Genomic DNA, 25,104 nt, shown 5'->3' on the forward strand with positions numbered 1-25,104 from the left:
ATGATTAGAAGCCTCCAAACCGAATGAAAGATCCAAAAATCAACATTACAATACCGATTGTCGTAACCGATAGGATATGAAAAGTCATTTCGGGTAATTTACCCGGATTGGTTTTCAGTTTAGGCAAAACCCGAAATTGGGCGCTTAAGGCAAAAGCTGTGGTTGTGAACAATAAAATTAATTTTGATGAAACGACGCTCTCGATTGGAGTCGCGAACTGAAACCAGTAATCCAGGGTTACGCCATATTTATAAGCCATCAAAATGCCTGTTACAATTAGTAAAAACAAGGAAGTCATGCCTACAGGTTCGTATTTCTTTTCGTAATACAAAATAATCTCAGGATCTTTTTCTTTCAATGACTTAGGCAGATAGGCCACACAAAGCAGAATATGTCCACCGACCCAAATGGCAGCGCTCAAAAGATGAATGATTAAGAGAAGATGGTGATTCATGATTTTTATGTTGAATTATAATTTTTTCAGGAATGTAATTTTATAATATTAAAAAGGAATCAGAAATGATTTTTATCATGTTTTTCCTTTTAAAAATGGTATTATTTTGTTGTAATCACTTAAGTAGAAACAGCAGTGATTTCATTGTTTTTGATTTGTAATATTGTAAATTGGTAACTTTTGGTAGTACCCGAAAAGAGGAAATTGCGGCTTAATGATAAGGTGGGCCATGGTTAATAAAATTTTAAAACAGTAGTTATGAGCGTAAATTCTATTTATAATAAAAAAAAGATTGCTTTTTTCTCGACTCAGCCGTATGATAAAACGTTCTTCAATAAGTATAATGACGAATTTAGTTATGAGCTTGATTATTTTGAAACACAGCTGAATCCGCAAACAGTACTCCTGATCGAAAACGCAGCGATTGTTTGTGTTTTTGTAAATGACATTGTCAATGAAGAAGTCATCAGGCAATTGGCGGAAAAAAATGTAAAAATTATTGCTCTGCGCTGTGCAGGTTTCAACAACGTCGATTTGGAAGCTGCCAAAAAATATAATATAAAAGTCTGTCGTGTTCCAGCTTATTCGCCTCAGGCAGTTGCAGAACATGCCATGGCCATGATTTTAACTTTAAATCGAAAAACACATAAAGCCTACAACAGAGTCCGAGAACAAAATTTCGCCTTAAACGGTTTACTTGGTTTTGATTTATTCGGAAAAACAATTGGAATCATCGGAACAGGGAATATAGGGAAAGCTTTCGCTAAAATTGCTTTAGGTTTTGGCTGTAAAGTATTGGCGTATGATATTGTCGAAAATGATGAAATGATCAAAGATGGCGTTTCTTTTGTAGGTTTAAATGAGGTATTCAAATCAAGTGATATTATTTCGATGCATTGTCCGCTGAATGATCAGACCAGGCATGTCATCAATAAAGATTCTATTGCCCTAATGAAAGAAAATGTCATGATTATCAACACCAGTCGTGGCGGATTAATTGATACAGCCTGTGTTATTGAAGGTTTAAAACAAGGTAAAATAGGCTATCTCGGAATCGATGTTTATGAACAGGAAGAAAAACTGTTTTTCAGGGATTTATCTGCAGATATTATTCAGGACGACGCAATTCAGCGATTAATGAGTTTTCCGAATGTTTTGGTGACAGCGCATCAGGCGTTTTTTACCAATGAAGCTTTGACTCAGATTGCATTGGTCACTTTTAATAATATAAAATCTCTTTTGGCGCAGAATGATATTGAAAATAAAGCTGCGTTATTAGTTTAAAATAATTTGTGGTAGAAACCTAACAGGTTTTCAAAACCTGTTAGGTTTAGTGTTTCGGATATTTTTTGTATCTTGATTACTTAAAATACAAATTATGAAGCGTATAATTCTAATTTTAACCGGGATTTCAATATTATATTCCTGCCGAAATAAAGAAGCGGAATCCAAAAATATAATCAAAGCAATTGTTCAGGATACTTTGTCTAAAACACTCGGCGGTACAGCAGACGTAAGTGATGATACAAGAAATGAAGATGATGCAGTTGAATTGATTCGTAAACAATTGCAGGTTTTTTTAAAGAAAGATCTTCCTGTAATGACGAAGGAAGACCGCTATTTTTACTACGAAGCTTTCGATTTGAATAACGATCAGAAAAATGAATATTTGGTTGGTTTCTCAAACTCCTATTTCTGCGGAAGCGGAGGCTGCTCAGGTTATATTTTAAATCATGACGGAAGCCTGATCAATTCTTTTACCGTAACTGATTTCCCAATTTATGTCACAACAACGCCAACTGAAAAGTTTTATGATTTGATTATGGAAAGCAGCGGAAAGTTTCATTATATAAAATTCAAAAACGGAAAATATCCTTCAAATCCATCTGTCCAGCCCGAACATAAAGGAGATTTCCCGAAAGGAAGTTCAAAGGTTTTAGATATTCAGGGGAAGAAATTGGAGAGGTATTCGTTTTAGATAAAAACAAAACCCCGACGGGCTTTTTAAACTTGTCGGGGTTGAAAACTTTAGAATTTTATAAAATTACCTTCTGAAAATTCCGAGTTATATTGTTTGAATAAAACTTTTCGTGCTTGATCCCCAGCTTTTATTACTCGTGATTTTGATTGAAAACAGATTTGAGAAAAAATGGAGAATGAATTTAAATCAATCTTAGAATTATAAAAATCAATAGTTGAAATTAATTGTTTAACTGCATCTTTCCTTTCTTTGTTTCTATTTCTGGGTTTAACATCTTTTGATTCAATGAAATAAATGTTTTTGTTTTCATATATTACCCAATCACATTTTTTTGAATTTTCATTCTTCATGATAGAATACTCATTTTCTAGGAACAAAATTTCTTTCAAATTTTCATTTTCCAAACACAGATTCCAATATTCTTCTTCAGATCTGAACTCAACTATGGAATCTTTTATTTCTTCTAGAAAGTAAATTGGATTTGCTAATATTTTATAGCAGACATCTTTTTCTAAATCAGGAAAATTGGCTAATAATTCTTCAAAATTCATAAATCTAATAATTTATCAAATTCATCAGCAAAAGTATCAGAAACACCATCAATCATATTTTCAGAAATCTGACCTAATTTATCATTCACTATTTTTTTTGCTTTACCATTTTTCAATTCGTAAGCAATAAAGTTTTTAGGATTTAGCCAGGATTCTTTTTTTATAATTTTATTTACTTCTTTTGGATTTTTTTGTCCTTTGTCATAAGCTAATAATAAATTGTTTATAGATGCTAAAACAAAAGGGCTATGAGTGGTAAGAATTAAATTTTTTCTGTCAAACAAACAGTTTTTGATTAAATATTGAATTAATAAATGTTGTGCTTTTGGATATAAATTCAATTCAGGTTCTTCAACTACAAAATTAAAATTGTATTCTTCTTTTAATGATTTTGAATATTCAACTAATAGTAAAATTGGAATTATGGATTGTAATCCAGAAGCAGATTCTAATAAGTCAACTTTTTCATTTTCATTATGATATATGTAGGATGTTTTTCCCTCTCTTTTATATTTGAAATTTTTATTGATAATAGTTAAAGGCAATTCTTTAATAGTATGAATTGCTTTTTCGTATTCTTGACCAATTTCTAAAAGATGTTTTGGGATTTGAATATTGTTATTAATTAAACCTAAAGTATGTTCAATAATTAGGTGTAAAAAATTTCTTTCAGAAGGAATGTATAATGAGTCAAATTTAATATTAATACCATATTCTATTAGTATATTTTCATAATACAGAAAAAAATCTACAATTGGAATTTCATACGATTTGGTTCCGTCATTGAAATAATCATTTAGTTTTTTAAAAATATCGTTAACTATTTGTGGAGTAAATTGATTTTTCCAATTAGATATCAAATCATGTTTTAGAAGGTTTTTGAATTTTTCATTTTGACTTTCCTTATTTGATTTGCTATTTTTTAAGAAAATTACAAATTGTTCTTTAATTAACTCTCTTGGATTTGTTTTTGAATATTCATTATTGTTCAATGTAAAACTATAGTCTCCTTTTGAGTAACTAATAAAAGTCTTATCATTGGTAAATGATTTCATATTATATTTATTTAATTCCTGCTCAAATGGAATTTTACTATCTCGTCTAAAATTTTCATCTTCTAATATCGAAATTAATTTAGCCAAAGTACTCTTCCCAGAAGCCTGCGCCCCAATAAAAGTAACCATTTCTCTAACTTCGATATCAATATCTTTTAGAGGTCCGAAATTTTTAACAATAAGTTTTGCTCTTTCCATGTTTTCAAAATTAAGGAAAATATTTATATATGAAAAAGGAGCTTCAATAAAAGCTCCTTTTTAAATTTTATATAATTTTGGAGGAATTTACCCCACCAACTCGACAAACTTAAACTCACCCTCAACAGCCACTTTCGTTAAACCGTGTTTAGATAAATTTTTCATCGAAGCATCCCATTTTTTACCGCTTAAATTTGCAGTAATTTTTAGTTGCTGAAGATCCATTTTATTGTCATTTCCTTTCAATAAATCAACGATGAATTTCTCTTCATCAGAAAGTTCAATTGTTTGCTTTTTCTCCGGACGCATTTGTGGGAACAATAAAACTTCCTGAATAGAAGCATTATTTGTTAAATACATAATCAAACGATCCATTCCAATTCCCATTCCGGATGTTGGAGGCATTCCGTATTCAAGAGCTCTTAAGAAATCTTCATCAATAATTCCGTTAGCTTCATCATCACCTTTTGCAGCCAGACGCATTTGATCTTCAAAACGCTCTCTTTGATCAATTGGGTCATTCAGTTCAGAATACGCATTTGCGATTTCTTTTCCGCAAACCATTAATTCAAAACGCTCTGTCAAGTCTGGATTATCGCGGTGCTCTTTACAAAGCGGCGACATTTCTTTTGGATAATCCGTAATAAAAGTTGGCTGAATATAATTTCCTTCACATTTAGCTCCAAAAATCTCATCAATCAATTTCCCTTTACCCATTGTATTGTCAACCTCGATACCCATGCCGCGCGCTGCTTCAAACAATTCCTGTTCTGTTTTACCAGAAATATCAAAACCAGTAAAATGTTTGATAGAATCTGTCATCGTCACACGGGCATAAGGCGCTTTAAAATTGATGGTGTGCTCACCAAAAGTAACTTCACTAGTTCCGTTAACAGCAATTGCGCAATGTTCTAGCAAACCTTCAGCAAATTCCATCATCCAGTTGTAGTCTTTGTAAGCTACATATATTTCCATTGCAGTAAACTCAGGATTATGCGTTCTGTCCATTCCTTCGTTACGGAAATTTCTGGAAAACTCATAAACACCTTCAAATCCACCAACAATTAATCTTTTTAAGTATAACTCATTCGCAATACGCATGTAAAGCGGAATATCAAGCGAGTTGTGGTGCGTAATAAATGGTCTTGCTGAAGCTCCACCAGGAATAGATTGCAAAACCGGAGTGTCAACCTCAAGGTATCCAGCGTCGTTAAAATAACCACGCATTGCAGTAAATAGTTTTGTACGTTTAATAAACGTTTCTTTAACCTGCGGATTTACCGTTAAATCTACATAACGCATTCTGTAACGCAATTCAGCATCGTTAAAAGCATCGAATACTTTTCCGTCTTCGTCCACTTTTGGTAAAGGTAACGGGCGTAATGTTTTACTCAAAAAAGTAAAGCCGCTTACTCGAATACATTTTGCACCAACCTGAGTCGTAAACAATTCACCTTCGATACCAATAAAATCCCCTAAATCGGTTAATTTTTTGAAAACCTGATTGTACAAAGTTTTATCGTCACCTTCACACAAAACATCACGATTTACGTACAATTGAATACGTCCTTCGCTATCCTGTAACTCAGCAAAACAAGCTTTACCCTGATCACGAACACTCATCAAACGTCCTGCAACAATTACCTTCTTACCTTCTTCAAAAGTTTCCTTTATCTGCTTAGATGTATGATTTACAGGAAAAAGATTTGCCGGATAAGGATTGATTCCTAAGTTGCGTAAGTTTTGAAGTTTTTCTCTTCTGATGATTTCTTGTTCTGATAATGCCATTTTGTGCTCTTTTTTTAAGTCTGCAAAGATAAAATTTTTGTTTCAAGTTTCAACTCAAAGTATTAAGGTTTTTTGCAGCAGAAATTTGAGGTTTTTTCATGAACTTTTGTCCCGCTATCCATTATAATCTTTCATGCCGAACCCCGGCATAAAAGGATTTCCATTTCTATCGGGGCTAGATTAGAGATTTTTATTTTCAAAAGACGTTTTAGTTGGAGGTGTTACCAATAAAAGTATTGAAATGGCTGTAAAACTTAACAACTTAAAATATCAGAACCTTAGTAGCTTAAAAAAGTTCGTATCTTTGATAAAAATTACATAGCGATGAAATTATACAAACTACTTAGTTTTTCTTTTTTACTGTCAACACTTACAAGCTGTACTTTTACTGAAAACATTACAATCAACGATAACGGAACCGGAAAATTCTCTGTAGATATGGACGGTTCCTCATTAATGGCTATGGCAGGAGACCAGATGACCCAGCAAATGGGGGCCGAAGCAAAAAAAGAAATTGACTCTTCTTTTACCTTCAAACAATTATTCGAAGCGAAAAAAGACAGTATAGCAAAACTTTCGCCAGAAGTTCAGAAAGAGCTGAAAAAATTAGAAAATTTTGTGGTGAATACTAAAATGAGTTCTGAAAAGAAAGAGTTTTTAATGACACTTTCAAGTGATTTTAAAAATGTTAACGAAATGCAGGATATTCTGCAGACTTTAAGTGTTTTACAACAATTAGAAAAAGGCGGAAATGCATCATCGCCTTTTGGGAGTAATTTTGGCAATAACAACAGTAAATTAAGTTATACTTATGACGGAAAGAAGTTTAGCAGAAAAGCAGTTATTGATACTAAAAAACTGGCTGAAAAAGCAAAAGATTCTGCTCCTGATATGTCAAAAATGATCTTTGCATCGTCTAATTATATTTTAAAATATCATTTTCCTAAAAAAATAAAGAAAGTTTCGAATCCGAATGCTTTGTTTAGTGAAGACAGAAAAACAATTACAATTCAATATCCTTTTACGGATTATATGGATAATCCGGACAAACTTAACTTTGATGTTGAGTTTGAAAAATAATATGAGAATTTTTTTAAAACCGCAAATTCGCAAATTTTGTTTCTGGCTTTAAAATAAATAGAATTTGCGAATTTGCGGTAAAATTTATGTAAGTTGTGCCTTGAAGACCTTACATATTGAATCACAATATTTAATTGTATTTTTGCAATTCAAAATAATGCAATGAACAAAATCATCCAGCTAAAAGACCTCGGAGCTAAAGATTACAAAACGACCTGGGAATACCAGGAAGAATTATTCAAAGGAATTGTCGATTTGAAAATCCAGAACAGAAGGGAAGAAACCGAAATTCCTACTCCAAATTACTTATTATTTGTAGAGCATCCGCATGTTTATACTTTAGGAAAAAGCGGCGATCTTGAAAATTTGCTGTTAAACGATAAACAGCTCGAAGCCAAAGGAGCGACTTTTTATAAAATCAACCGGGGTGGCGATATTACTTATCACGGTCCCGGGCAAATTGTTGGTTATCCTATTCTGGATCTGGAAAACTTCTTTACTGATATTCATAAATACCTGCGTTTACTTGAAGAATCAATTATTTTAACGCTGGCAGAATACGGATTAGAATCGGGTAGGAGCGAAGGAGAAACAGGTGTATGGCTAGGTGTTGGAACTCCGTTTGTCCGCAAAATCTGCGCAATGGGCGTTCGTGCATCCCGCTGGGTAACCATGCACGGATTTGCCTTAAACGTTAACGTTGATTTAGGGTATTTTGATAATATTATTCCGTGCGGTATTCGCGGAAAAGGGGTAACTTCTTTAAACGTAGAACTTGGTGTTGAAAAAGTCGATGAACAAGAAGTGAAAGCTAAAATCCTGAAACATTTTAAAGATTTATTCGAAGCTGAATTTATTTAAGATTCAAAAGTAGCTCAGTTTATGGAAAATGAAAATAAAAAGTCATTTTTAGGTTCTTTAGGGCTTTCTGAAAAAGAATTACAGGAGTTGGCAAATATCTCACAACATAAAATAATTCAGAAAGGAAATTATTTTATAAGTGAAGGTCAGATTCCACGTAAAATGGCTTTTGTAATTAAAGGGTTGTTTCGATATGTTTACACCCACGAAAACGGAAACGAATTCACCAAAAACATTATAGCCGAAAATAATTTTGTTAGTTCGTATTCGGCTATGATTTGTAATACACCTTCTTATTTTGCTGTTGAGGCAATGGAAAATTCCGAAATTCTTGAAATCGACTATGCAGATTGGTTAGATATAAAAGAAAAGAATCCGTTTTGGAACGCATTTTTAGTCCAAATTCTTGAAAAAGCTTTTACATTAAAGAAAAAAGAGAAAGAGAATTACTGCTTTTGGATGCAGAAAAAAGATACGAGATTTTTACTGCGGAATTTCTGAATATTGAAAATCGTGTCTCACAACAAATCATCGCTTCTTATTTAGGCATTCAGCCCGAATCCTTCAGCAGGCTCAAAAGAAAAATCAGGACTTAACACAGGTCAATGCAAACCTTCACGCAGTAAACTATTTTTGATTCATAATTATTAAAAATGAATTATGGAAATCTTAAATAGTACTGTTATCATTACCGGTGGAAGTTCTGGTATTGGATTCGAAATGTGCACACAGCTTATCAAAAAGGGTAATAAAGTAATTGCTTGTGGTCGCTCATTGGAGAAACTTGCTGCTGCACAAAAACAATTGCCTGATTTAATTATTTATCAGTGTGATATAGCTGAAGAAACAGAATGTAAATCTTTTGCAGACTGGATTATAGAAAATTATCCTGAAACAAATGTTTTAATTAATAATGCTGCAATTGTAACTAAAAACAATTTTGTCGAAGATGCCTTTGCTTTAGAAAATCTGAATAAAGAGATTGCTGCAAATTTTATTGCCCCGGTTCGCCTGATAAAATTATTATACCCCACATTAATTAAAAACCCTCATTCTAAAATCATAAATATTACAACAGGATTAGTGTATGTACCCAGAGCAGTTTATAGTTTTTACAATGCTGCAAAAGCGGGACTGCATTCTTTTACACAGGTTTTGAGATATCAGCTTAAAGGCGAAAATATTCAGGTCATAGAAGTACTATTTCCGGTAGTTGATACGCCATGGCATAATGGAAATCCTCCTAAAATAGCCATAACGCCTGAAAAAGCCGTCTCTGAAATGCTAAAAGGAATCAGCAGTAATAAAACTGAAATCAGGGTTTCGAAAGTGAAGCTGCTCTATTTTATTTACAGATTAGCACCCAAATTTGCTTTCAAAAAAATAAATAGTGTTAGCTAATTTTTATGGATACAGGATTTAAAAGTTAATTTACTGATTTGTTGCAATTCTTCCTGGTATTTGTGGTAAATTTGAGATTATACATGCTTACAATCTTCTATCAATCAAACTTGTATGACTTATGAGAAAAATTTACTTTATCTGTTTGCTTTTTATTTGTAATGGGATTTTGGCTCAAAAAAAGGATAAATTATATCCGGTTACGATATATGAAAAGATATGGCAGGAGCGTAACAGCGATGCAAGATTAAAAATGATAAAAACAATCTGGCTCGAAGACAGCACTTTTGAAGATCCTTCAGCTTCAATAAAAGGTATTACTGCATTTAATAATGTGATTAATGAATTTTATAAAAAAATTCCCGATGCTGCATTAACATCAGGGCCAAAAATTGTAAAAGACAATTATGTGAGCTGGGACTGGAAAATCCAGGATTCTAAAAATAAGCTGATAATGGGAGGCCGAGAGTTTGCCCGATTAAACGGTAAAGGCCAAATCAGTAAAATAATTAGTTTTTGGAACAAAGATGCAACTTTATCAGAGGCTGAGGTTTTAAAGAATCTGGAAGCTGATAATCTGAAAATAGTTGAGAAATATTTTGAAAGTCTTTTTAAGACAAAAGATGTGAATGCCATAGCACCTTTAATCGATGATGAAGCAGTTTACAATCAGGCAACAGGACTTCCTTACGGAGGTACTTATAAAGGTTTTGATGAATGGACCAAAATGTTTGCTAAATCAGCTGAATTGTTTGATTTGCAGATAGAAAGAGAACCTGTTTATTTTAGTGATCCTTCCAAAGAGGAAGTCATTATTTATTTTGTCATAAACTGCAAGGCAAAGAAATCTGGCAAGACACTCTCAATGCCAATCTCCGAACACTTTGATTTAAAAAAGGGAAAAATTACTGCCATTAGGCTATTTTATTTTGATACGAAACAATTTGCAGAATTTTTGAAAAGCAGAAAGTAACAATATAGTTTTACCAGTGAATTAGAATTTTTTTGATGAGGCAGGTATTGTTTCAGATTTAAAGTACTTAGGAATGTAAAAGTAAGATTAAGTAACTTTTTTAATAAAAGTTGGGTAATTATAAATTGAATCTCTTTTGTAATAAATCCTCTTTTTATCATTTAGAAATAAAGACAATCATGAATTTTCAGGGCTCTTTTTTTAAAACTCAATTAAATCATTATTTATAGTGATTTCTAATATTTTCAGTAAGTATATTTTTGTAATAATAGCTAATCCATAAAATAAAAGAACAATCTGTAAGAAAAAGCGTAAGCTTAAAAAAACAATAACGGTTAGTTCATAAAACCACATCGAGACAGTAAGCTAATTAAATAATAAAGGAATTCGTAAATTAAAGTATGCAGATGCTAAATTTTCGATATAATTATTTTGATAAATTCTCTTTAATAGTGTTTTAACGCAATCTTTTTTAGGAGCTAAAACTAAATTTTCTAAACCACAAATTTATGCAAAGCGTAATTACCGATTTATCCGGATTCATGGAATTTAATGAAAAAGAGAGCCTGGCTTTTAAAAATATACTAAAACCGAAAACAATCAAAAAAAATGAGCATCTTTTGGTTGAGGGAGATTTTTGCAATTTTGGTTTTTTTGTAGAAGAGGGATGTATTCGTTGTTATTATTCGGTTGATGGAACAGAATCAACAGTAAATTTTTTCTTTGAAAACGAATGGTATTCTGATTTTGAAAGTTTCTTATATGAAAAACCTTCCATGATGAATATTGAAGCTTTGGAAGATTGCCGCTTTTATTTAGCTTATAAAAATGATTTTGATAAATTAGTTTCTGAGTATCCGGTTTTTAATAATTTTTTAAGGATTATGATGCAGCGAACCATTCAGGGTTTAACAGGAAGAAATAAGTTCATGTCATTATTATCTCATGAAGACAGATATCTTAGATTTATAAAAAACTACCCAAAGGTTGTCGAAAGAGTTTCTCTCAAATATATTGCAAGTTATTTAGGGGTAAAACCGGAGAGTTTAAGCAGAATAAGAACGCGTCTAACCTTAAATAATAAATCTTAACCTGAGTCAATTTTTAAGAAAAACCCTCTTTTTACATTTGCTTTAATAACTATAAAGCAAAGTAAAAAATGAAAAAAATATTTTTGATTATTTTAAGCCTTCTTGGTTTAACTTCTTTTGCCCAGACAGGAGTTGTCAAAGGGAAAATAATTGATAAACAATCTGAAAAACCAATTTCTGGGGCGGTTATTACGCTCATCGGAAATGATGAAAATCAAACCACATCTGATGAAGAAGGAAATTTTAAGTTATTCGGAATTCCGCTGGGAAGGCAAAGCATTTCGATAAGTTTAACAGGATATGAAAGTACATCAGTTTTTGATCTTGATATTACTACAGGAAAAGAGAATCTGCTGACTATTTCAATGATAGAACAATTCAATACATTAGATGAAATTGTAGTTACTTCCGGATCCAATAAAGCTAAAGCTATAAATAAAATGGCTATAGTTTCTACAAAACAGTTTAGTCCCGAAGAAGTTACAAGGTTTTCAGGTGGGAGAAGTGACGTTGCGCGTCTGGTTTCAAATTTCGCAGGAGTTTCAACAGGTGATGATAGCCGAAATGATATCGTTGTTCGTGGAAACTCTCCTTCCGGAATGTTATGGCGTATTGAAGGAATGCCGGTTCCAAATCCAAATCACTTCGCAACTTTAGGAACTACAGGTGGACCTGTTTCTGCTTTAAATCCGAACCTTCTGGCGAATTCTGATTTTATGACTTCTGCCTTTCCGGCTGAATACGGTAATGCAATTGCCGGAGTTTTTGATTTAGGTTTCAGAAAAGGAAATCCTGATGAATATGAATACATGATAAGTGCAGGCGCATATCCCGGATTAGAATTTATGGCTGAAGGGCCGCTGGGTAAAAAAGGGGGCTCGTTCGTGGCAGCTGCAAGATATGGTTTTGTTGGGATTCTGGGATTGGCCGAAACCACTGCTCAGCCTAATTACAGCGATATTAGTTTTAATGTGGCTTTTGGAAAAAGTAAATTAGGAAATTTTTCTCTTTTTGGCATATATGGGACTTCAAAAATTGATTTTTTTGGAGAAAATATTAATAAAGAAGATCCTTTTGCAGCTCAGGACGAAGATGGTTTCGTAACTTCTTCATTTGGATCAATAGGATTGAAACATAATTTAGATATTGGAAGCAATTCATCGTTAAAAACAATTATTGGATTTGCAAATTCCGGGAATACTTATAAAAATGACCGCTATTATAATTACGATACACAATCAGAAAATAAATTAAGATTTTCGGACATAGACAATTCTGAAAGCAGAATCACTTTTTCTACTCTTTTCAATTCAAAACTGAATAAAAAGATAACAATCCGGGCGGGTTTATTATTTGAAAATTATACGCTTAATGCAGATTTGGCAACCAGGGACAGACAACAGGACAATGATGGTGATGGTTATCCTGATTTGGTTCAGTTGATTTGTAATGATGGGAATTTTAATATCGTACAGCCATTTGCACAGGGGCAATTTCGATTAATGGAAAAATTAACTTTTAACGGAGGTATTCATGCCCAATATTTTTCAATTAATGAGCAATTTGTTTTTGAAACAAGAAATGCCTTATTATATGCTGTAAATCCTAAAAATACAATAAGTTTTGGTTACGGATTACATCATCAAAGTGTCCCTGTTTCAATTTTATTTTTAAGTGAAAATATAAATGGAGACAGAGTCCAAACCAACAAAAAATTAGATTTAGTTAAGAGCGAGCATTATGTTTTGGGCTATGATGTTAAATTGGCCAATAAATGGAGAGGGAAAGTTGAGTTGTACTATCAGCAAATTGATAAAGCAGCGGTTGAATCTTCTCCGAGTAGTTATTCGTCATTAACAGAAGGTGCAGATTTTGGCTATTCAATTGATAAGACCTCTTTGATAAGTAACGGGAAAGGTCATAATCAGGGTGTTGAATTCACTTTAGAGAAATTTTTCAGTCAGGGATTTTATGGTTTGTTCACCACTTCAGTTTTTGAGAGTAAATATAAAGGAAGTGATGGGATAGAACGAAACTCACCTTTTAATAATGGTTATGTCATTAATCTTTTGGGAGGAAAAGAATTTAAAATAGGAAAAGATCAGAATAATGTATTTTCGATTGATACTAAGTTTACAACAGCGGGAGGTCGTTATTATACACCGGTTGATTTGGCAGCTTCAAATGCGGTTGGATACGAAATCAGGGATGATGCAAATGCATTTAGCCGACAATATGATCCTTACCTGAGATGGGATGTGAAGTTTGGAATTAAGTTAAATAGTAAAAATAAAAAAAGGTTTCATCAATTTTATATTGATTTTCAAAATGTTACTAATAATACTAACGTTTTTACCAAACAATACAATCGGCTTACAAATACTGTGAATCAAAAAGATCAAATTGGTTTTTCACCGGATTTTGGATATAAATTTCAGTTTTAACCGATAATTTTTTTGTAATGGGCTTGTCAATTGTGATAAGCCTTTTTTATAGCTCAAAAAAATCCAGTTCCAACTGCTCCGGCAAGAGCCTGAAGCTCATTCGGTGGTATTTTGTAGTTCCGTATTTTTTTATGGCTTCGCGATGTTCTTTAGTTGGATAACCTTTGTTTTGTTTCCAGTTATACATCGGGAATTCTTTGTGAATTTCGTTCATAAATTCATCACGATATGTTTTTGCCAGTACAGAAGCTGCAGCGATGCTTAAAAACTTTGAATCGCCTTTTATAATGCTTTGATTTGGAATTGATTTTAGTAACTCAATTTCAGTAGCAGAAAACTGTCTTCCAAAAGTATTTTTCAGGCCTAATTTTGCATTCAGTGAACGATTACCGTCAACAATGATAAACTCGGGTGTTTGTTTTAATTTCAAAATACATTCCTGCATTCCTTTCATCGAAGCATTCAGGATATTAATTTCGTCGATTTCATCCGGATGTAAATGTGTTACGGCGAAACAAACTGCTTTTTCTTCGATAATCGGTTTTAAGGATTCCCTTATTTTTTCAGATAACTGCTTACTGTCATTTAAAAATGAGTGCTCAAAATCGGCAGGTAAAATTACAGCTGCAGCAGTAACAGGACCTGCCAGGCAACCTCGCCCGGCTTCATCGGTGCCAGTTTCGAAAACATATCCTGAAAAATTTTTCTGAAGCATTCTTATAGTTTTAAGTAGCAAAAATATATTTTTTATAATTAAAACGATACATCTTGAAATAAATCATTGTTTTATAGAGTTGCGAATCAGTTAGCTGGAATTTATAAAAATGTCAAGTGAGGGAGGAAATGATGACATATTCTAAGAAAAGAGATTATTTTTTAATAAAGATTTTTCTTGTTAGCGGTATGAATTACTGATGAAAAAATTACTTATAGAATAAAAAACATGCTCATCAAGTAATTTTTTTTAAAACACCGTAATTAATTTATAATACTTTTTTAACAATTTGATGCTGTTTTAAAAATAAAATAGCTGTGGAGTTAATTTGGTAAAATCACTAAAAATTATTAAAATGTTATAAAAAATTTAAAATTTAAAAATTAAATCGTTGTTAACTTAGTGTTAATTTAAAAAAGTAAGACATAACTTTCTTTTCCGTTTTATTGAAAAATATCTCGTTTTTAACTATTTTTAGTTGATTTTATTTAATCAAAGTTTGAGTTCTTTAAAGTTATTTCAATAAAAAACGTAATTGATATTTGTTATTTTAATAAATAATTAAGATTTTTACATCTTACTAATTCAAAATAAATTTAAGATGAAATTGAAATTACAATGGATTTTTACGCTATTTATAGCGTTATCTATGCAGTTTTCTTTTGCACAAGAGAAAACAATCTCCGGAGTAGTAACAGATGGCGGACTTGCCATTCCCGGTGTAAATATTGTTGTTAAGGGAACAAACACTAGTACGCAAACAGATTTTGATGGAGGATATGCTATCAAAGCTAAAACAGGAGATGTATTAGTTTTTTCATATGTTGGAATGGAAGATAAACAAGTTATTGTGGGAACATCAGATAAATTGAATGTAGCACTGGAATCTTCTACTAAGACATTAGATGAAGTTGTTGTTGTTGCTTATGGTAAGCAGAAGGCTAAGGAAATTGTTGGTTCTGTTGCAACACTTAGTGCTGATGTTTTGGAAAAGCAACAAGCAACTAACGTAATGACGGCATTACAAGGAAGTGTTGCAGGGGTTAATATTATTGCGCCAAGTGGTATGCCAGGTGAAAATCCCGTTATTCGCATACGTGGTGTTAATTCTATTAATGCGTCTGCTGAGCCTCTAATTGTTGTTGATGGAGCACCTTTTAACGGAAATATCAATACAATAAGTTCAGATCAAATTGAGAGTATGAGTGTTTTGAAAGACGCAGCTTCTACCTCGTTATATGGATCCAGAGGAGCAAATGGGGTTATTCTAATTACAACCAAAAGAGGTAAATATAATAGTGCGCCACAAGTTAGTTTTAATACATTAGTGGGTTTTGCAAATAATGCCGTTCCTTTGCATAAAAGATTAGGTACAGATGACTACATGAAACTAAGCTGGGAAGGAATCAGAAATGCTAATCAATATGTCTCAGGACAAAATTCTGCTTTAGCAGGTCAGAACGCTTCTACTAACTTAATAGCAAATTTAGGATATAATCCTTATAATGTAGCAGTTCCTGTTGATGCAAATGGTAATTTGGTTTCTACAAATAAAAAATGGGATACTGATTGGGAAGATTTACTGTTAAATGATGCTGCAGTACGACAAGAACATACATTGTCATTTTCAGGTGGTAGTAGTGATACAAGATATTCATTTAATGCCAATTATTTAAACCAGGAAGGTAATGTAGTTACATCTAAATTCGAGCGTATAACATCGCGTTTGAGTGTTGACAGCAAGATTAATAATTGGATGAAAGCTGGAGCAACGATGTTTTATTCTACTTCAGACCAGAATTTTCCTTCGCAAAGCGGGTCAAGTTTTCAAAGTGCAATTCAGTGGATATATAACGTGCCATCAATCTATCCGGTATACAGACATGATGGAAATGGCGATTTAGTATTTGATGCAAGCGGTAATAAGATTTATGACTATGGAGCTGGTGTACCAGGGCAATTGTTAAATGCAACAAGACCAGTATTTAACAATGAAAATGCTTATGGTTCGCTATATATGTATAAAATTGGTTACAAACGTGATAATTTTACGGCAAATGGTTATTTAGAATTTAATATTACAAATGATTTAACTTTTAAGACAAATTTAGCTTATGATAAATATTTGTATGATTCGTATCAATATGCTAGTAATGAAGTTGGTTATGCTGCAAGTGCAGGAGGCCGTGTCACCCAAGATAGGGATATTACTACCGGAGTTAACTTTATTAATAGTTTAAACTATAAAAAATCTTTTGGGTTACATAATGTTAGCGCTGATTTAATACAGGAGTCTTACCAATATAAATATGATGCGCTGGGAGCTCAGGGTGAAGGCTTTTTGCCTGGAGTTTATGTTTTAACAGGAAGTACTACACCATCTAGTGTTTCAGGATATACTGCAGAAGATAGAATTTCGAGTTATTTGGCACGTTTAGCATACAACTATAACGAGAAGTATTTTGTTGAAGGTTCATATAGACGAGATGGTTCCTCACGCTTCGATAGTGCTGTAAGATGGGGTGACTTCTATTCTGTTGGAGGGTCATGGTTGATATCTGAAGAAAATTTCCTGAAGGATAGTAACACGATTAGTGCTTTAAAATTAAGAGCTTCATACGGTCAATTAGGAAATAATCAAACATTACAAGTAAATACTGATCCAAGAGATGGAAGAAATGTACAAAATTATTTTCCTTACCAGCAATTGTTTGAAACAGGTTGGAATGAATTAGCGAATACAGGAGTGATTTTAGGGGCAGCTGCAGATATTAGGTTAACTTGGGAAAAAACAGCTTCTACAGATTTAGGTCTTGACTTTGGTTTTTTTAATAACAGAATTACAGGAACTGTTGATTATTACCAAAAAAAATCAGTTGATTTGATTTATAATAAGCCATTGCCAGGATCAACTGGAAATACTGGTGTCACAACAAATGTTGGAGGTTTGAAAAATTATGGTTGGGAATTTGCGGTGAATACCAGAAATATTGTTTCTAAAGATTTTATTTGGAACTCAAATATAAATGTGACTTTGAATAAAAATGAAATTACTGAATTAACGCAAGCATCATTCATCAATGGGACAAAGCGTTGGGAAGTTGGAAAATCATTATATGAATTCTATTTGCAGGATTGGGCAGGTGTAGATCCTGCAACAGGTTATGGAATGTGGTATAAGGATGTTTTGGGTGCTGACGGAAAACCTACTGGCGAGAGAGTAACTACTAAGTTATATTCTGAAGCAACGAGATATTATACCGGAAAAGAGTCACTGCCAGACTTTGTTGGAGGACTTACAAACTATTTCAGATATAAAAATATTGATTTGAATATTTTATTCAATTTCAGTTTTGGTTCTTATGTATATGACAGTAATTATGCAAGTTTAATGGGAGGTTTCGAGTCAGCAGGCAGAGTAGCTAGTGTTGATATCTTAAATAGATGGCAAAATCCTGGAGATATTACTGATGTTCCATTGGTTTTAGCTTCTAACAATGATTTTAATACACAATCTACGCGCTTCTTATATAAAAATGATTATGTGAGATTGAAAGCTTTAAATTTTGGGTATAATTTCCCTGCAAGTTTAACTGAAAAAGTTCATTTGTCTAAGCTTAGATTATACTTCCAGGCAGATAATTTATGGACATATCAAACACATAAAGGAATTGATCCGGAACAAAGTATAGCGGGTACTACAGACAGTAGATCGTATAACTTAAGAGTATTGTCATTTGGATTGAACTTGGAATTTTAAAACAATAATTATGAAAAATATTATATCAAAAATTTTCATCACTTTTTTAGCTGTGATGATGTTAACTGGGTGTAGCGACGAGTTTTTGGAAGAGCCGCAGCCAACAGATGCCGTTTCTGAAAATGTTGTTTTTGGAACAAGGGAAGGGGTTGAGGCTTTTATCTCAGGAATTATGAGAAGATTTAGAGGTCAATACACAAATACAGATGCAGCAGGATTAAATTCTATCTTTTTTGCCAGATCGGTAAAAGGAAATGATATAATTCAGGCTGATAACTGGTTCGGTTTTGATTATGCTAATGATAACCGTGAACCCACTTATCGAAGAACAACTTTTTCATGGAATTATTGTTTTTATATGATCAATCAGGCGAATGTTTTAATCAAAGGAGTCGAACAAAGTACGGCTTTAGGTCAATCAGATAAAGTTGAATTGGCGGCTTACGGATATGCATTAAGAGGTTTTTTCTATCATCAGTTAGCATTAGAATTTTGTCCTACATACTCTATTGATGCTAATTTTCCTGCTCCTCCGATTTATACGGAAACTTCTATAACAGGAAATCCAATGTCTACTGTTGGTGAGGTTTATAATTTTATAGTAGAGGATCTTAAAAAAGCTGTCGCTGGATTAACTGAAGATAGGTTAGGTAAATCATATATTAATAAAAACGTAGCTAATGCTATTTTGGCACAAGTTTATCAGGTAATGGGTAAATGGCAGGAAGCTGAGGAGGCTGCAATCGCTGCTTATGGTGGTAATCCAACAGCAGTATTAAATGCAGCTCAATATAGTACAGGTTTCGATAATATTGAAAACACAGAATGGATTTGGGGTAGTGCTCAAAGTGTTGACCAATCAAATTATTATTATAATGCACCAGCTTCCATGACTGATCATTTAACGACATCATATTCAGCTACCTATGTTAACAGAGAATTCGTTAGTTTGTTTTCTACAACAGATGTTCGTGCCAGATTTCAAAGAAAAAGCGCTACAATTACCAATATTAACGATTTTAGATATTGGATAACAACTAAATTTAAATTTAGTTTTGATGGAGATAATGCAATTATAAGAACTCCTGAAATGATTTTAATTGAGGCAGAAGCTAAATACATGCAAGGTGAAACATCTCCTGCTCATGATTTATTATACATTTTGCAAAAAAACAGAGATGTTAATGCTGTGAAATCTACAAATACTGGAGCTGCTCTTCTAGATGAAATTTTAGTTGAAAGACGTAAAGAATTGTATGCTGAAAATGGAATAGAATGGTTTGATGCAAAACGTTTAAGAAGGGGTATTACCAGAACAGGCAATCATAGAGTAGGAGCAGCTGCTAATTTAACGGTGGATGACAAGAAATTTTTCCTTAAAATTCCTCAGGCCGAAATTGATGCTAATCCATTTATTGAACCATCAGTAAATGACGGTAGATAAATATTTTGTAATTAGTTTAAAAACCGAATTTGATGAATTTCAAATTCGGTTTTTTTTTATTGTATTAAGTAAACTTAGTAATAATTTAAGCTTTGACTTATATTTGCAATGCAAATCTATAATTTATTAAGTGTCTAATCGTTTTTATAATTTACCTTTGCTTTAGCAATTTTATTGAATCATTACACATACATACGCTATAAAATGAGAATACTTTTTTTCTATATCTGTTAGTTCTGCCTTCTTTATTGTTTTCTCAGGAAGTAACTCCTAAAAAGAATTTAGATATGAATTCGCAATATTCAAGTATTACGGATACTGTAAAAAAGAAAAAAGCGCTTGTAGCTAAAATTGACCAATATCAAATTGTTACTATAGAACATGATACGACTATTGTAGATACTTCTTTAACCATAAAGAGTGCCTATAGACAAAATTACCTTAGAAGAGATAATTTCGGACTTTTGCCTTTTTCTAATATTGGGCAAACCTACAATGTATTGCAATACAGCCTGACTGATTTTTCTCCTTATCCTGATATGGGTTTTCAGGGAAAGCATTTTAATTTTATGAGTGCCAGTGATATTCGTTACTACCATGTAGCAACACCACTGACAGAATTGTTTTTTAATACCTCTATCGGAAAAGGACAAAATGTAGATTCTTTCATTACCCTGAATACTTCAAAAAATCTCAATTTTTTTGCAGCTTACAGAGGTTTGCGATCAGAAGGAAAATATATTAACCAGTTAACCAGTATTGGAAATTTCAGGATTGGAGCAAGTTATAATACAACGGATAAACGTTATGTTTTATATACCCATTATACCTATCAGGATGTTTTGAATGAAGAAAATGGCGGAATTACAACGGCTGAAGATTTTGAAAGCGGAGATCCAACTTTTACAAATCGTCAGCGACTGGAGGTTTATCTTACTGATGCCGAATCTTTCTTAAAAGGAAAAAGACTGTTTTTTGATCATGCATTCAGGATAAATCCTAAACAAGCGAGCAATAATTTATATGTTACACACCAGTTTAATTTTGAAAATAAATTTTTTGAATATAAACAACCTACAGTTTTATCAACAGTAGAAAATACATTAGTAGAGCGATTTGGGGAATCTTATGTGACAAGTAACATTAAAGATCAAACCCGTTTTGAAAAACTGTATAATAAAGCAGGATTGACTTATGAGAATGTGCTGCTTGGAAAATTTAATTTTTTCATTGATGATTATCGTTCGAATTATAAATATTACCGTATTATTCTTAATAATGACGGGAATGGAGTTGCTGTTAATGACAATTTATACAGGCAGGTTAATAATATTGGAGGGCAGTATGAATATCAGAAAAACAAATGGAATGGAAGGTTTTTATTGACAAGGTCCATTACAAAAGAAACCATTTCAGATTTAGATGCTAAGCTGAGGTATAATTTAAACGAAAAAATCCAGTTTGATTTTCGTTACCAAAACATAAGCAAACTTCCAAATAATAATTATGAACTTTACCAAAGCAGTTATGTACAGTATAATTGGGGTAAAGATTTTAAAAATGAAAAAATTAATTCATTTAGCGGAAAAATTTATACGCCATGGCTAAATGGCGAGGTTCAGTATTCTGTATTGAATGATCATTTGTATTTTGAAGATGTTTCAACGCCGGAACAAAAAGAAAACAGAACTCAAATCGTAAATCCGGCGCAATATGGGAACATAATTAACTATATCTCGGTAAAAGCAAACCGGGAATTTAAATTTGGAGATTTTGGTTTCGATAACACCTTTTTATATCAGAAGGTAACACAATCAGAACTGATTTTAAATGTTCCGGATTTTGTAACCAGAAATACGTTTTATTACTCGGCTTATTTCTTTGATAAGGCACTGTTTATTCAAACCGGAATTATTTTTAATTACTTTACAAAATACTATGCAAATGATTACAATCCTGTAGTGGCGGAAATGTTTGTTCAAAATACTAAAAAGATAGGAGGTTATCCAACTTTTGATTTTTTCCTGAATGCAAAAATTCGTCAGACCAGAATTTATTTAAAAGCAGAGCATTTTAATTCGACTTTTGGCGAAAGCAATTATTATTCAGCTCCAAATAACCCATATCGCGATTTTACTATCCGCTTTGGTTTAGTTTGGAATTTCTTTCAATAAAAAACGGAATTTGTTTTTTATATTAAAACAAAATTAAACAGATACAGATATGGACTTTTCAAATAACATTTTAGGAACCATTGGCAATACACCATTAGTGAAACTTAATAAAGTTGTTGATGGGATTGATGCTTTGGTATTGGCAAAAGTCGAAACTTTTAATCCGGGAAATTCTGTGAAAGACAGAATGGCCGTGAAAATGGTTGAGGATGCTGAAGCAGATGGACGTTTGAAACCGGGCGGAACCATAATTGAAGGAACTTCAGGGAATACCGGGATGGGACTGGCGCTTGTAGCAATCATAAAAGGGTATAAGCTGATTTGTGTAATATCAGATAAACAATCTAAAGAAAAAATGGATATTTTGCGTGCTGTGGGTGCCAAAGTAGTTGTTTGTCCTACCAATGTTGAGCCAACGGATCCACGATCTTATTATTCGGTTTCAAAGCGACTGGCAGAAGAAACACCGAATTCATGGTATGTAAACCAATACGATAATTTATCAAATTCTCTTGCGCATTACGAACAGACAGGACCTGAAATCTGGAAACAGACAGATGGAAAAATCACCCATTTTGTAGTAGGAGTAGGAACCGGTGGAACTATTTCAGGAGTGGGGAAATATTTAAAAGAAAAAAATCCAAACATCAAAATTTGGGGTATCGACACCTACGGTTCTGTATTTAAGAAATACCATGAAACAGGTATTTTTGATGAAAATGAAATCTATTCTTATATCACTGAAGGAATTGGAGAAGATATATTGCCTAAGAATGTTGATTTTTCATTAATTGATGGTTTTACAAAAGTAACAGATAAGGATGCTGCGGTTTATACCAGAAAACTTGCATTAGAAGAAGCGATATTTGTTGGGAACTCAGCAGGAGCCTGTATAAAAGGATTGTTGCAGTTAAAAGAACATTTCAAGACAGATGATGTTGTAGTGGTATTATTTCACGATTCGGGAAGCCGTTATGTAGGTAAAATGTTTAACGATGACTGGATGCGGGAACGTGGTTTTCTGGATGAAAATGTAACAAAAGCAGAAGATGTTATCAAAGATCATATTGACAAAGAATTAATTGTTGTTCGTACAGAAGAATTGGTTTCGCATGCTATTGAACGTATGCGTAAATACAAAATTTCACAAATTCCGGTAGTAGATATTAACGGCTTCGTGGGGTCAGTTGACGAAACAGACTTGTTCAGAAGTTATGTGGCTGACAAAAATGTTGCTGAAAAACCGATTAAAGAAGTAATGGGAAAACCTTTTCCGATTGTGAAATTAGGTACTTCAATTGAAGAGGTTTCAAAGCTGTTTACAAAGGAAAATGATGCTGTTTTGATAGATTTAGGAAATGGAAATCATCATATTATTACGAAATACGATATTATTGGGGCTATAAAATAAAACAGTCTTTTGATAATTATAAAGGCATACATTCTAAATATGTATGCCTTTTTTAACTATTGCTTTTTTCTTCATAATAATCAGAAACGGTATGGTTCGGATTATCTTTTTTTGAAGTTCCGTTTGGACTATCGTTTATAAATTCTTCAACTGTCTGTATGTTTTTATTTTTCTCTGATTGCTTTTGCAAATAAAGATTTTCTATTGTGTCTTTTTCAGGACAATTATCATTATCCGGATCATAATTTTTTTCGACCATGACTTTTAATTTTAATTAGTTTTGGCTGAATTCTTAAAAGCTTCTTTTTGCCATTTTTAAATTGAAACGATTCTGTTAATAATGTAAAATTAAATGGATAAGCAGGTTCTTTTTTTATAAGATTGAAATTTGTATTTATATAATTATGAGACTAATATTGAAATGGTTTTAAGAGTTTTTATTGTTGGGACTAAAATAATTCCAGTTGGTTATTTGGATTAATAGGTTTGTTTTTAGAAGGTTTAGCATCGCCGAAAACAGTTTTTCCACCATACTTATACGAATCATTCCGCTCTTTTTGAATCAGTGCATCAAAGTTAGAGTTGGGTGTAAAACTTTCCTCGGCCTTTCTGGAAATTTCTGATAATTTCTGTATGGCATTTATTTTATCACTATTGCCAATTTTAGCACGGTTAATTGCTCTTTGTAAAGTGTCAATTGTTTCGTCATAAATTTTGACAGGAACAGGAAAAGGGTGTCCGTCTTTTCCACCGTGCGCAAATGAAAATCGGGCAGGGTCTTCAAATCTGGTTGGAGTTCCGTAAATTACTTCGCTTACTAATGCTAATGACTGAAGAGCTCTTGGCCCCATACCTTTTAAAAGTAAAAGTTCCTCAAAATCTTCCGGATTATTCTCATGGGTTGCCCATAACATAGCTCCGAGCCTTTTCATATTGACATTTTCCATCCTGACATCATGATGTGCGGGCATTTTAAGATGTTGCATTTCTTTCATGATTTTTGTCGGGGATTCTTTTGAAAGTCCTAAAATTCCTTCTCTGGATTTTTCAGCATTTTTTGCTGTAAGATTTAAAATCGTTCCCTGATTTTCGCCATATATAAAAGTGTGCGGCTCATTGATAAAGGACTTCAGGTCTTGAGAATGCCAGTGATATCTTCTGGCTGTTTTAGAGTCAGGATTCATCCCTTGCTGAATAACAGCCCATTGTCCTTTGTTGTCAACAATAAAATTATGCTGGTATAATTGAAATCCGTCTTGAATGGCTGTGTTGTCAACTTTTGCAGTTAGTTTGCTGCAGTTTGCAAGGTTTGTGCCATCAAGCCCAGTTTTTTCACCTACAAATAAAAGTTCTTTAGGTGTCAGCATAGAATGTTTGCCTTTACCACCGCAGATATAAATGCCCAGTTCTTTTGAATGTGGATTTACGGATTTTTTTAAAGCACCGAGTACAGAAGTTGTAATACCTGACGAATGCCAGTCCATTCCCATAACAGCTCCAAAACTCTGAAACCAGAAAGGATTACTCAGCTTACTGATCACTTCTGATGTAGAAAATTCCATTGCAATAGTTTCAACTATTGCGAAGCCAAGTTTCGACATACGTTCGGCAAGCCATAAGGGTACATGTCCATAATGCAATGGAAGATCTGCTGTTCCGGAACGTTTCATGAGAAGGGATTTTGTATGCTGTAAAAATACGAAAAAATGTTTTTAATGTATTA

At 32.8% G+C, this 25,104-nt stretch carries 20 protein-coding genes; 13 read left to right on the plus strand and 7 right to left on the minus strand.

The features are described from left to right. Positions 1–4: 4 nt before the first annotated feature. Positions 5–454 (minus strand): CopD family protein, encoded by a 450-nt coding sequence (locus P5P89_RS14190; RefSeq protein ID WP_278008915.1) that lies wholly within the window; start codon positions 452–454, stop codon positions 5–7. Between the two features lie 258 nt (positions 455–712). Between P5P89_RS14190 and P5P89_RS14195 the strand changes: the two genes are divergently transcribed. Next, the gene (locus P5P89_RS14195) at positions 713–1,738 is read left to right on the plus strand and encodes a 2-hydroxyacid dehydrogenase (protein ID WP_278008916.1); all 1,026 of its coding nucleotides are present in this window, start codon (positions 713–715) and stop codon (positions 1,736–1,738) included. A gap of 94 nt (positions 1,739–1,832) precedes the next feature. Next, the gene (locus P5P89_RS14200) at positions 1,833–2,432 is read left to right on the plus strand and encodes a hypothetical protein (RefSeq protein ID WP_278008917.1); all 600 of its coding nucleotides are present in this window, start codon (positions 1,833–1,835) and stop codon (positions 2,430–2,432) included. Positions 2,433–2,482: 50 nt separating this feature from the next. Here the strand turns inward: P5P89_RS14200 and P5P89_RS14205 are convergent, their stop codons facing one another. The 3 genes from P5P89_RS14205 to lysS all read right to left on the minus strand — a co-directional run bounded on the left by P5P89_RS14205 (position 2,483) and on the right by lysS (position 6,027). Continuing rightward, positions 2,483–2,986, minus strand: a complete 504-nt coding sequence (locus tag P5P89_RS14205) for a hypothetical protein (RefSeq protein ID WP_278008918.1) — start codon at positions 2,984–2,986, stop codon at positions 2,483–2,485. Next, positions 2,983–4,239, minus strand: coding sequence for an AAA family ATPase (locus tag P5P89_RS14210; protein ID WP_278008919.1), 1,257 nt, complete (start codon positions 4,237–4,239; stop codon positions 2,983–2,985). Before P5P89_RS14210 ends, P5P89_RS14205 begins: the two co-directional genes overlap by 4 nt. Positions 4,240–4,326: 87 nt before the next feature. Then, positions 4,327–6,027 (minus strand): lysine--tRNA ligase, encoded by a 1,701-nt coding sequence (lysS, locus tag P5P89_RS14215; RefSeq protein WP_278008920.1) that lies wholly within the window; start codon positions 6,025–6,027, stop codon positions 4,327–4,329. A 324-nt stretch (positions 6,028–6,351) separates the two neighbouring features. Here lysS and P5P89_RS14220 point away from each other — a divergent pair, with 324 nt between their 5' ends. The 7 genes from P5P89_RS14220 (at position 6,352) to P5P89_RS14250 (ending at position 13,877) form a co-directional block, all read left to right on the plus strand. Beyond that, positions 6,352–7,107 carry a hypothetical protein gene (locus P5P89_RS14220; protein WP_278008921.1) on the plus strand — a complete coding sequence of 252 codons (756 nt, stop codon included), beginning with the start codon at positions 6,352–6,354 and terminating at the stop codon, positions 7,105–7,107. A gap of 162 nt (positions 7,108–7,269) precedes the next feature. Next, on the plus strand, positions 7,270–7,968 hold the full coding sequence (gene lipB, locus P5P89_RS14225) for a lipoyl(octanoyl) transferase LipB (RefSeq protein WP_278008922.1): 699 nt from the start codon (positions 7,270–7,272) through the stop codon (positions 7,966–7,968). A gap of 21 nt (positions 7,969–7,989) precedes the next feature. Continuing rightward, positions 7,990–8,469 carry a Crp/Fnr family transcriptional regulator gene (locus P5P89_RS14230; RefSeq protein WP_278008923.1) on the plus strand — a complete coding sequence of 160 codons (480 nt, stop codon included), beginning with the start codon at positions 7,990–7,992 and terminating at the stop codon, positions 8,467–8,469. A 159-nt stretch (positions 8,470–8,628) separates the two neighbouring features. Next, the gene (locus P5P89_RS14235) at positions 8,629–9,369 is read left to right on the plus strand and encodes an SDR family oxidoreductase (protein WP_278008924.1); all 741 of its coding nucleotides are present in this window, start codon (positions 8,629–8,631) and stop codon (positions 9,367–9,369) included. Positions 9,370–9,490: 121 nt separating this feature from the next. Then, positions 9,491–10,342, plus strand: coding sequence for a nuclear transport factor 2 family protein (locus tag P5P89_RS14240; RefSeq protein ID WP_278008925.1), 852 nt, complete (start codon positions 9,491–9,493; stop codon positions 10,340–10,342). A gap of 509 nt (positions 10,343–10,851) precedes the next feature. Further along, positions 10,852–11,433: a Crp/Fnr family transcriptional regulator gene (locus P5P89_RS14245; protein ID WP_278008926.1), complete on the plus strand. Its 582-nt coding sequence runs from the start codon at positions 10,852–10,854 to the stop codon at positions 11,431–11,433. 68 nt (positions 11,434–11,501) lie between these two features. Continuing rightward, positions 11,502–13,877 carry a TonB-dependent receptor gene (locus tag P5P89_RS14250; RefSeq protein ID WP_278008927.1) on the plus strand — a complete coding sequence of 792 codons (2,376 nt, stop codon included), beginning with the start codon at positions 11,502–11,504 and terminating at the stop codon, positions 13,875–13,877. A 46-nt stretch (positions 13,878–13,923) separates the two neighbouring features. Here the strand turns inward: P5P89_RS14250 and P5P89_RS14255 are convergent, their stop codons facing one another. Continuing rightward, positions 13,924–14,592, minus strand: a complete 669-nt coding sequence (locus tag P5P89_RS14255) for a ribonuclease HII (protein ID WP_278008929.1) — start codon at positions 14,590–14,592, stop codon at positions 13,924–13,926. Between the two features lie 601 nt (positions 14,593–15,193). Here P5P89_RS14255 and P5P89_RS14260 point away from each other — a divergent pair. The 4 genes from P5P89_RS14260 (at position 15,194) to P5P89_RS14275 (ending at position 23,381) form a co-directional block, all read left to right on the plus strand. After that, positions 15,194–18,352, plus strand: a complete 3,159-nt coding sequence (locus tag P5P89_RS14260; protein ID WP_223678665.1) for a SusC/RagA family TonB-linked outer membrane protein — start codon at positions 15,194–15,196, stop codon at positions 18,350–18,352. Positions 18,353–18,362: 10 nt separating this feature from the next. Then, on the plus strand, positions 18,363–19,796 hold the full coding sequence (locus P5P89_RS14265; RefSeq protein WP_278008930.1) for a RagB/SusD family nutrient uptake outer membrane protein: 1,434 nt from the start codon (positions 18,363–18,365) through the stop codon (positions 19,794–19,796). A gap of 287 nt (positions 19,797–20,083) precedes the next feature. After that, the gene (locus P5P89_RS14270; RefSeq protein ID WP_278008931.1) at positions 20,084–21,970 is read left to right on the plus strand and encodes a putative porin; all 1,887 of its coding nucleotides are present in this window, start codon (positions 20,084–20,086) and stop codon (positions 21,968–21,970) included. A gap of 49 nt (positions 21,971–22,019) precedes the next feature. After that, positions 22,020–23,381, plus strand: coding sequence for a pyridoxal-phosphate dependent enzyme (locus P5P89_RS14275; RefSeq protein ID WP_278008932.1), 1,362 nt, complete (start codon positions 22,020–22,022; stop codon positions 23,379–23,381). A gap of 52 nt (positions 23,382–23,433) precedes the next feature. Here the strand turns inward: P5P89_RS14275 and P5P89_RS14280 are convergent, their stop codons facing one another. Together P5P89_RS14280 and P5P89_RS14285 are read right to left on the minus strand one after the other, a co-directional pair. After that, positions 23,434–23,640 carry a hypothetical protein gene (locus tag P5P89_RS14280; RefSeq protein ID WP_278008933.1) on the minus strand — a complete coding sequence of 69 codons (207 nt, stop codon included), beginning with the start codon at positions 23,638–23,640 and terminating at the stop codon, positions 23,434–23,436. A 190-nt stretch (positions 23,641–23,830) separates the two neighbouring features. Next, positions 23,831–25,051 carry a DUF763 domain-containing protein gene (locus tag P5P89_RS14285; RefSeq protein WP_278008934.1) on the minus strand — a complete coding sequence of 407 codons (1,221 nt, stop codon included), beginning with the start codon at positions 25,049–25,051 and terminating at the stop codon, positions 23,831–23,833. Between the last annotated feature and the right edge of the window lie 53 nt (positions 25,052–25,104).

Origin of the sequence: Flavobacterium gyeonganense, assembly GCF_029625295.1 — a bacterium.
Lineage (GTDB): Bacteria > Bacteroidota > Bacteroidia > Flavobacteriales > Flavobacteriaceae > Flavobacterium > Flavobacterium gyeonganense.

Excerpts from the sequence above, each read along its gene's own strand:
- P5P89_RS14190 (WP_278008915.1), bottom strand. The coding sequence starts at position 454 with ATGAATCACCATCTTCTCTTAATCATTCATCTTTTGAGCGCTGCCATT.
- P5P89_RS14195 (WP_278008916.1), top strand. The coding sequence starts at position 713 with ATGAGCGTAAATTCTATTTATAATAAAAAAAAGATTGCTTTTTTCTCG.
- P5P89_RS14200 (WP_278008917.1), top strand. The coding sequence starts at position 1,833 with ATGAAGCGTATAATTCTAATTTTAACCGGGATTTCAATATTATATTCC.
- P5P89_RS14205 (WP_278008918.1), bottom strand. The coding sequence starts at position 2,986 with ATGAATTTTGAAGAATTATTAGCCAATTTTCCTGATTTAGAAAAAGAT.
- P5P89_RS14210 (WP_278008919.1), bottom strand. The coding sequence starts at position 4,239 with ATGGAAAGAGCAAAACTTATTGTTAAAAATTTCGGACCTCTAAAAGAT.
- lysS (WP_278008920.1), bottom strand. The coding sequence starts at position 6,027 with ATGGCATTATCAGAACAAGAAATCATCAGAAGAGAAAAACTTCAAAAC.
- P5P89_RS14220 (WP_278008921.1), top strand. The coding sequence starts at position 6,352 with ATGAAATTATACAAACTACTTAGTTTTTCTTTTTTACTGTCAACACTT.
- lipB (WP_278008922.1), top strand. The coding sequence starts at position 7,270 with ATGAACAAAATCATCCAGCTAAAAGACCTCGGAGCTAAAGATTACAAA.
- P5P89_RS14230 (WP_278008923.1), top strand. The coding sequence starts at position 7,990 with ATGGAAAATGAAAATAAAAAGTCATTTTTAGGTTCTTTAGGGCTTTCT.
- P5P89_RS14235 (WP_278008924.1), top strand. The coding sequence starts at position 8,629 with ATGGAAATCTTAAATAGTACTGTTATCATTACCGGTGGAAGTTCTGGT.
- P5P89_RS14240 (WP_278008925.1), top strand. The coding sequence starts at position 9,491 with ATGAGAAAAATTTACTTTATCTGTTTGCTTTTTATTTGTAATGGGATT.
- P5P89_RS14245 (WP_278008926.1), top strand. The coding sequence starts at position 10,852 with ATGCAAAGCGTAATTACCGATTTATCCGGATTCATGGAATTTAATGAA.
- P5P89_RS14250 (WP_278008927.1), top strand. The coding sequence starts at position 11,502 with ATGAAAAAAATATTTTTGATTATTTTAAGCCTTCTTGGTTTAACTTCT.
- P5P89_RS14255 (WP_278008929.1), bottom strand. The coding sequence starts at position 14,592 with ATGCTTCAGAAAAATTTTTCAGGATATGTTTTCGAAACTGGCACCGAT.
- P5P89_RS14260 (WP_223678665.1), top strand. The coding sequence starts at position 15,194 with ATGAAATTGAAATTACAATGGATTTTTACGCTATTTATAGCGTTATCT.
- P5P89_RS14265 (WP_278008930.1), top strand. The coding sequence starts at position 18,363 with ATGAAAAATATTATATCAAAAATTTTCATCACTTTTTTAGCTGTGATG.
- P5P89_RS14270 (WP_278008931.1), top strand. The coding sequence starts at position 20,084 with ATGAATTCGCAATATTCAAGTATTACGGATACTGTAAAAAAGAAAAAA.
- P5P89_RS14275 (WP_278008932.1), top strand. The coding sequence starts at position 22,020 with ATGGACTTTTCAAATAACATTTTAGGAACCATTGGCAATACACCATTA.
- P5P89_RS14280 (WP_278008933.1), bottom strand. The coding sequence starts at position 23,640 with ATGGTCGAAAAAAATTATGATCCGGATAATGATAATTGTCCTGAAAAA.
- P5P89_RS14285 (WP_278008934.1), bottom strand. The coding sequence starts at position 25,051 with ATGAAACGTTCCGGAACAGCAGATCTTCCATTGCATTATGGACATGTA.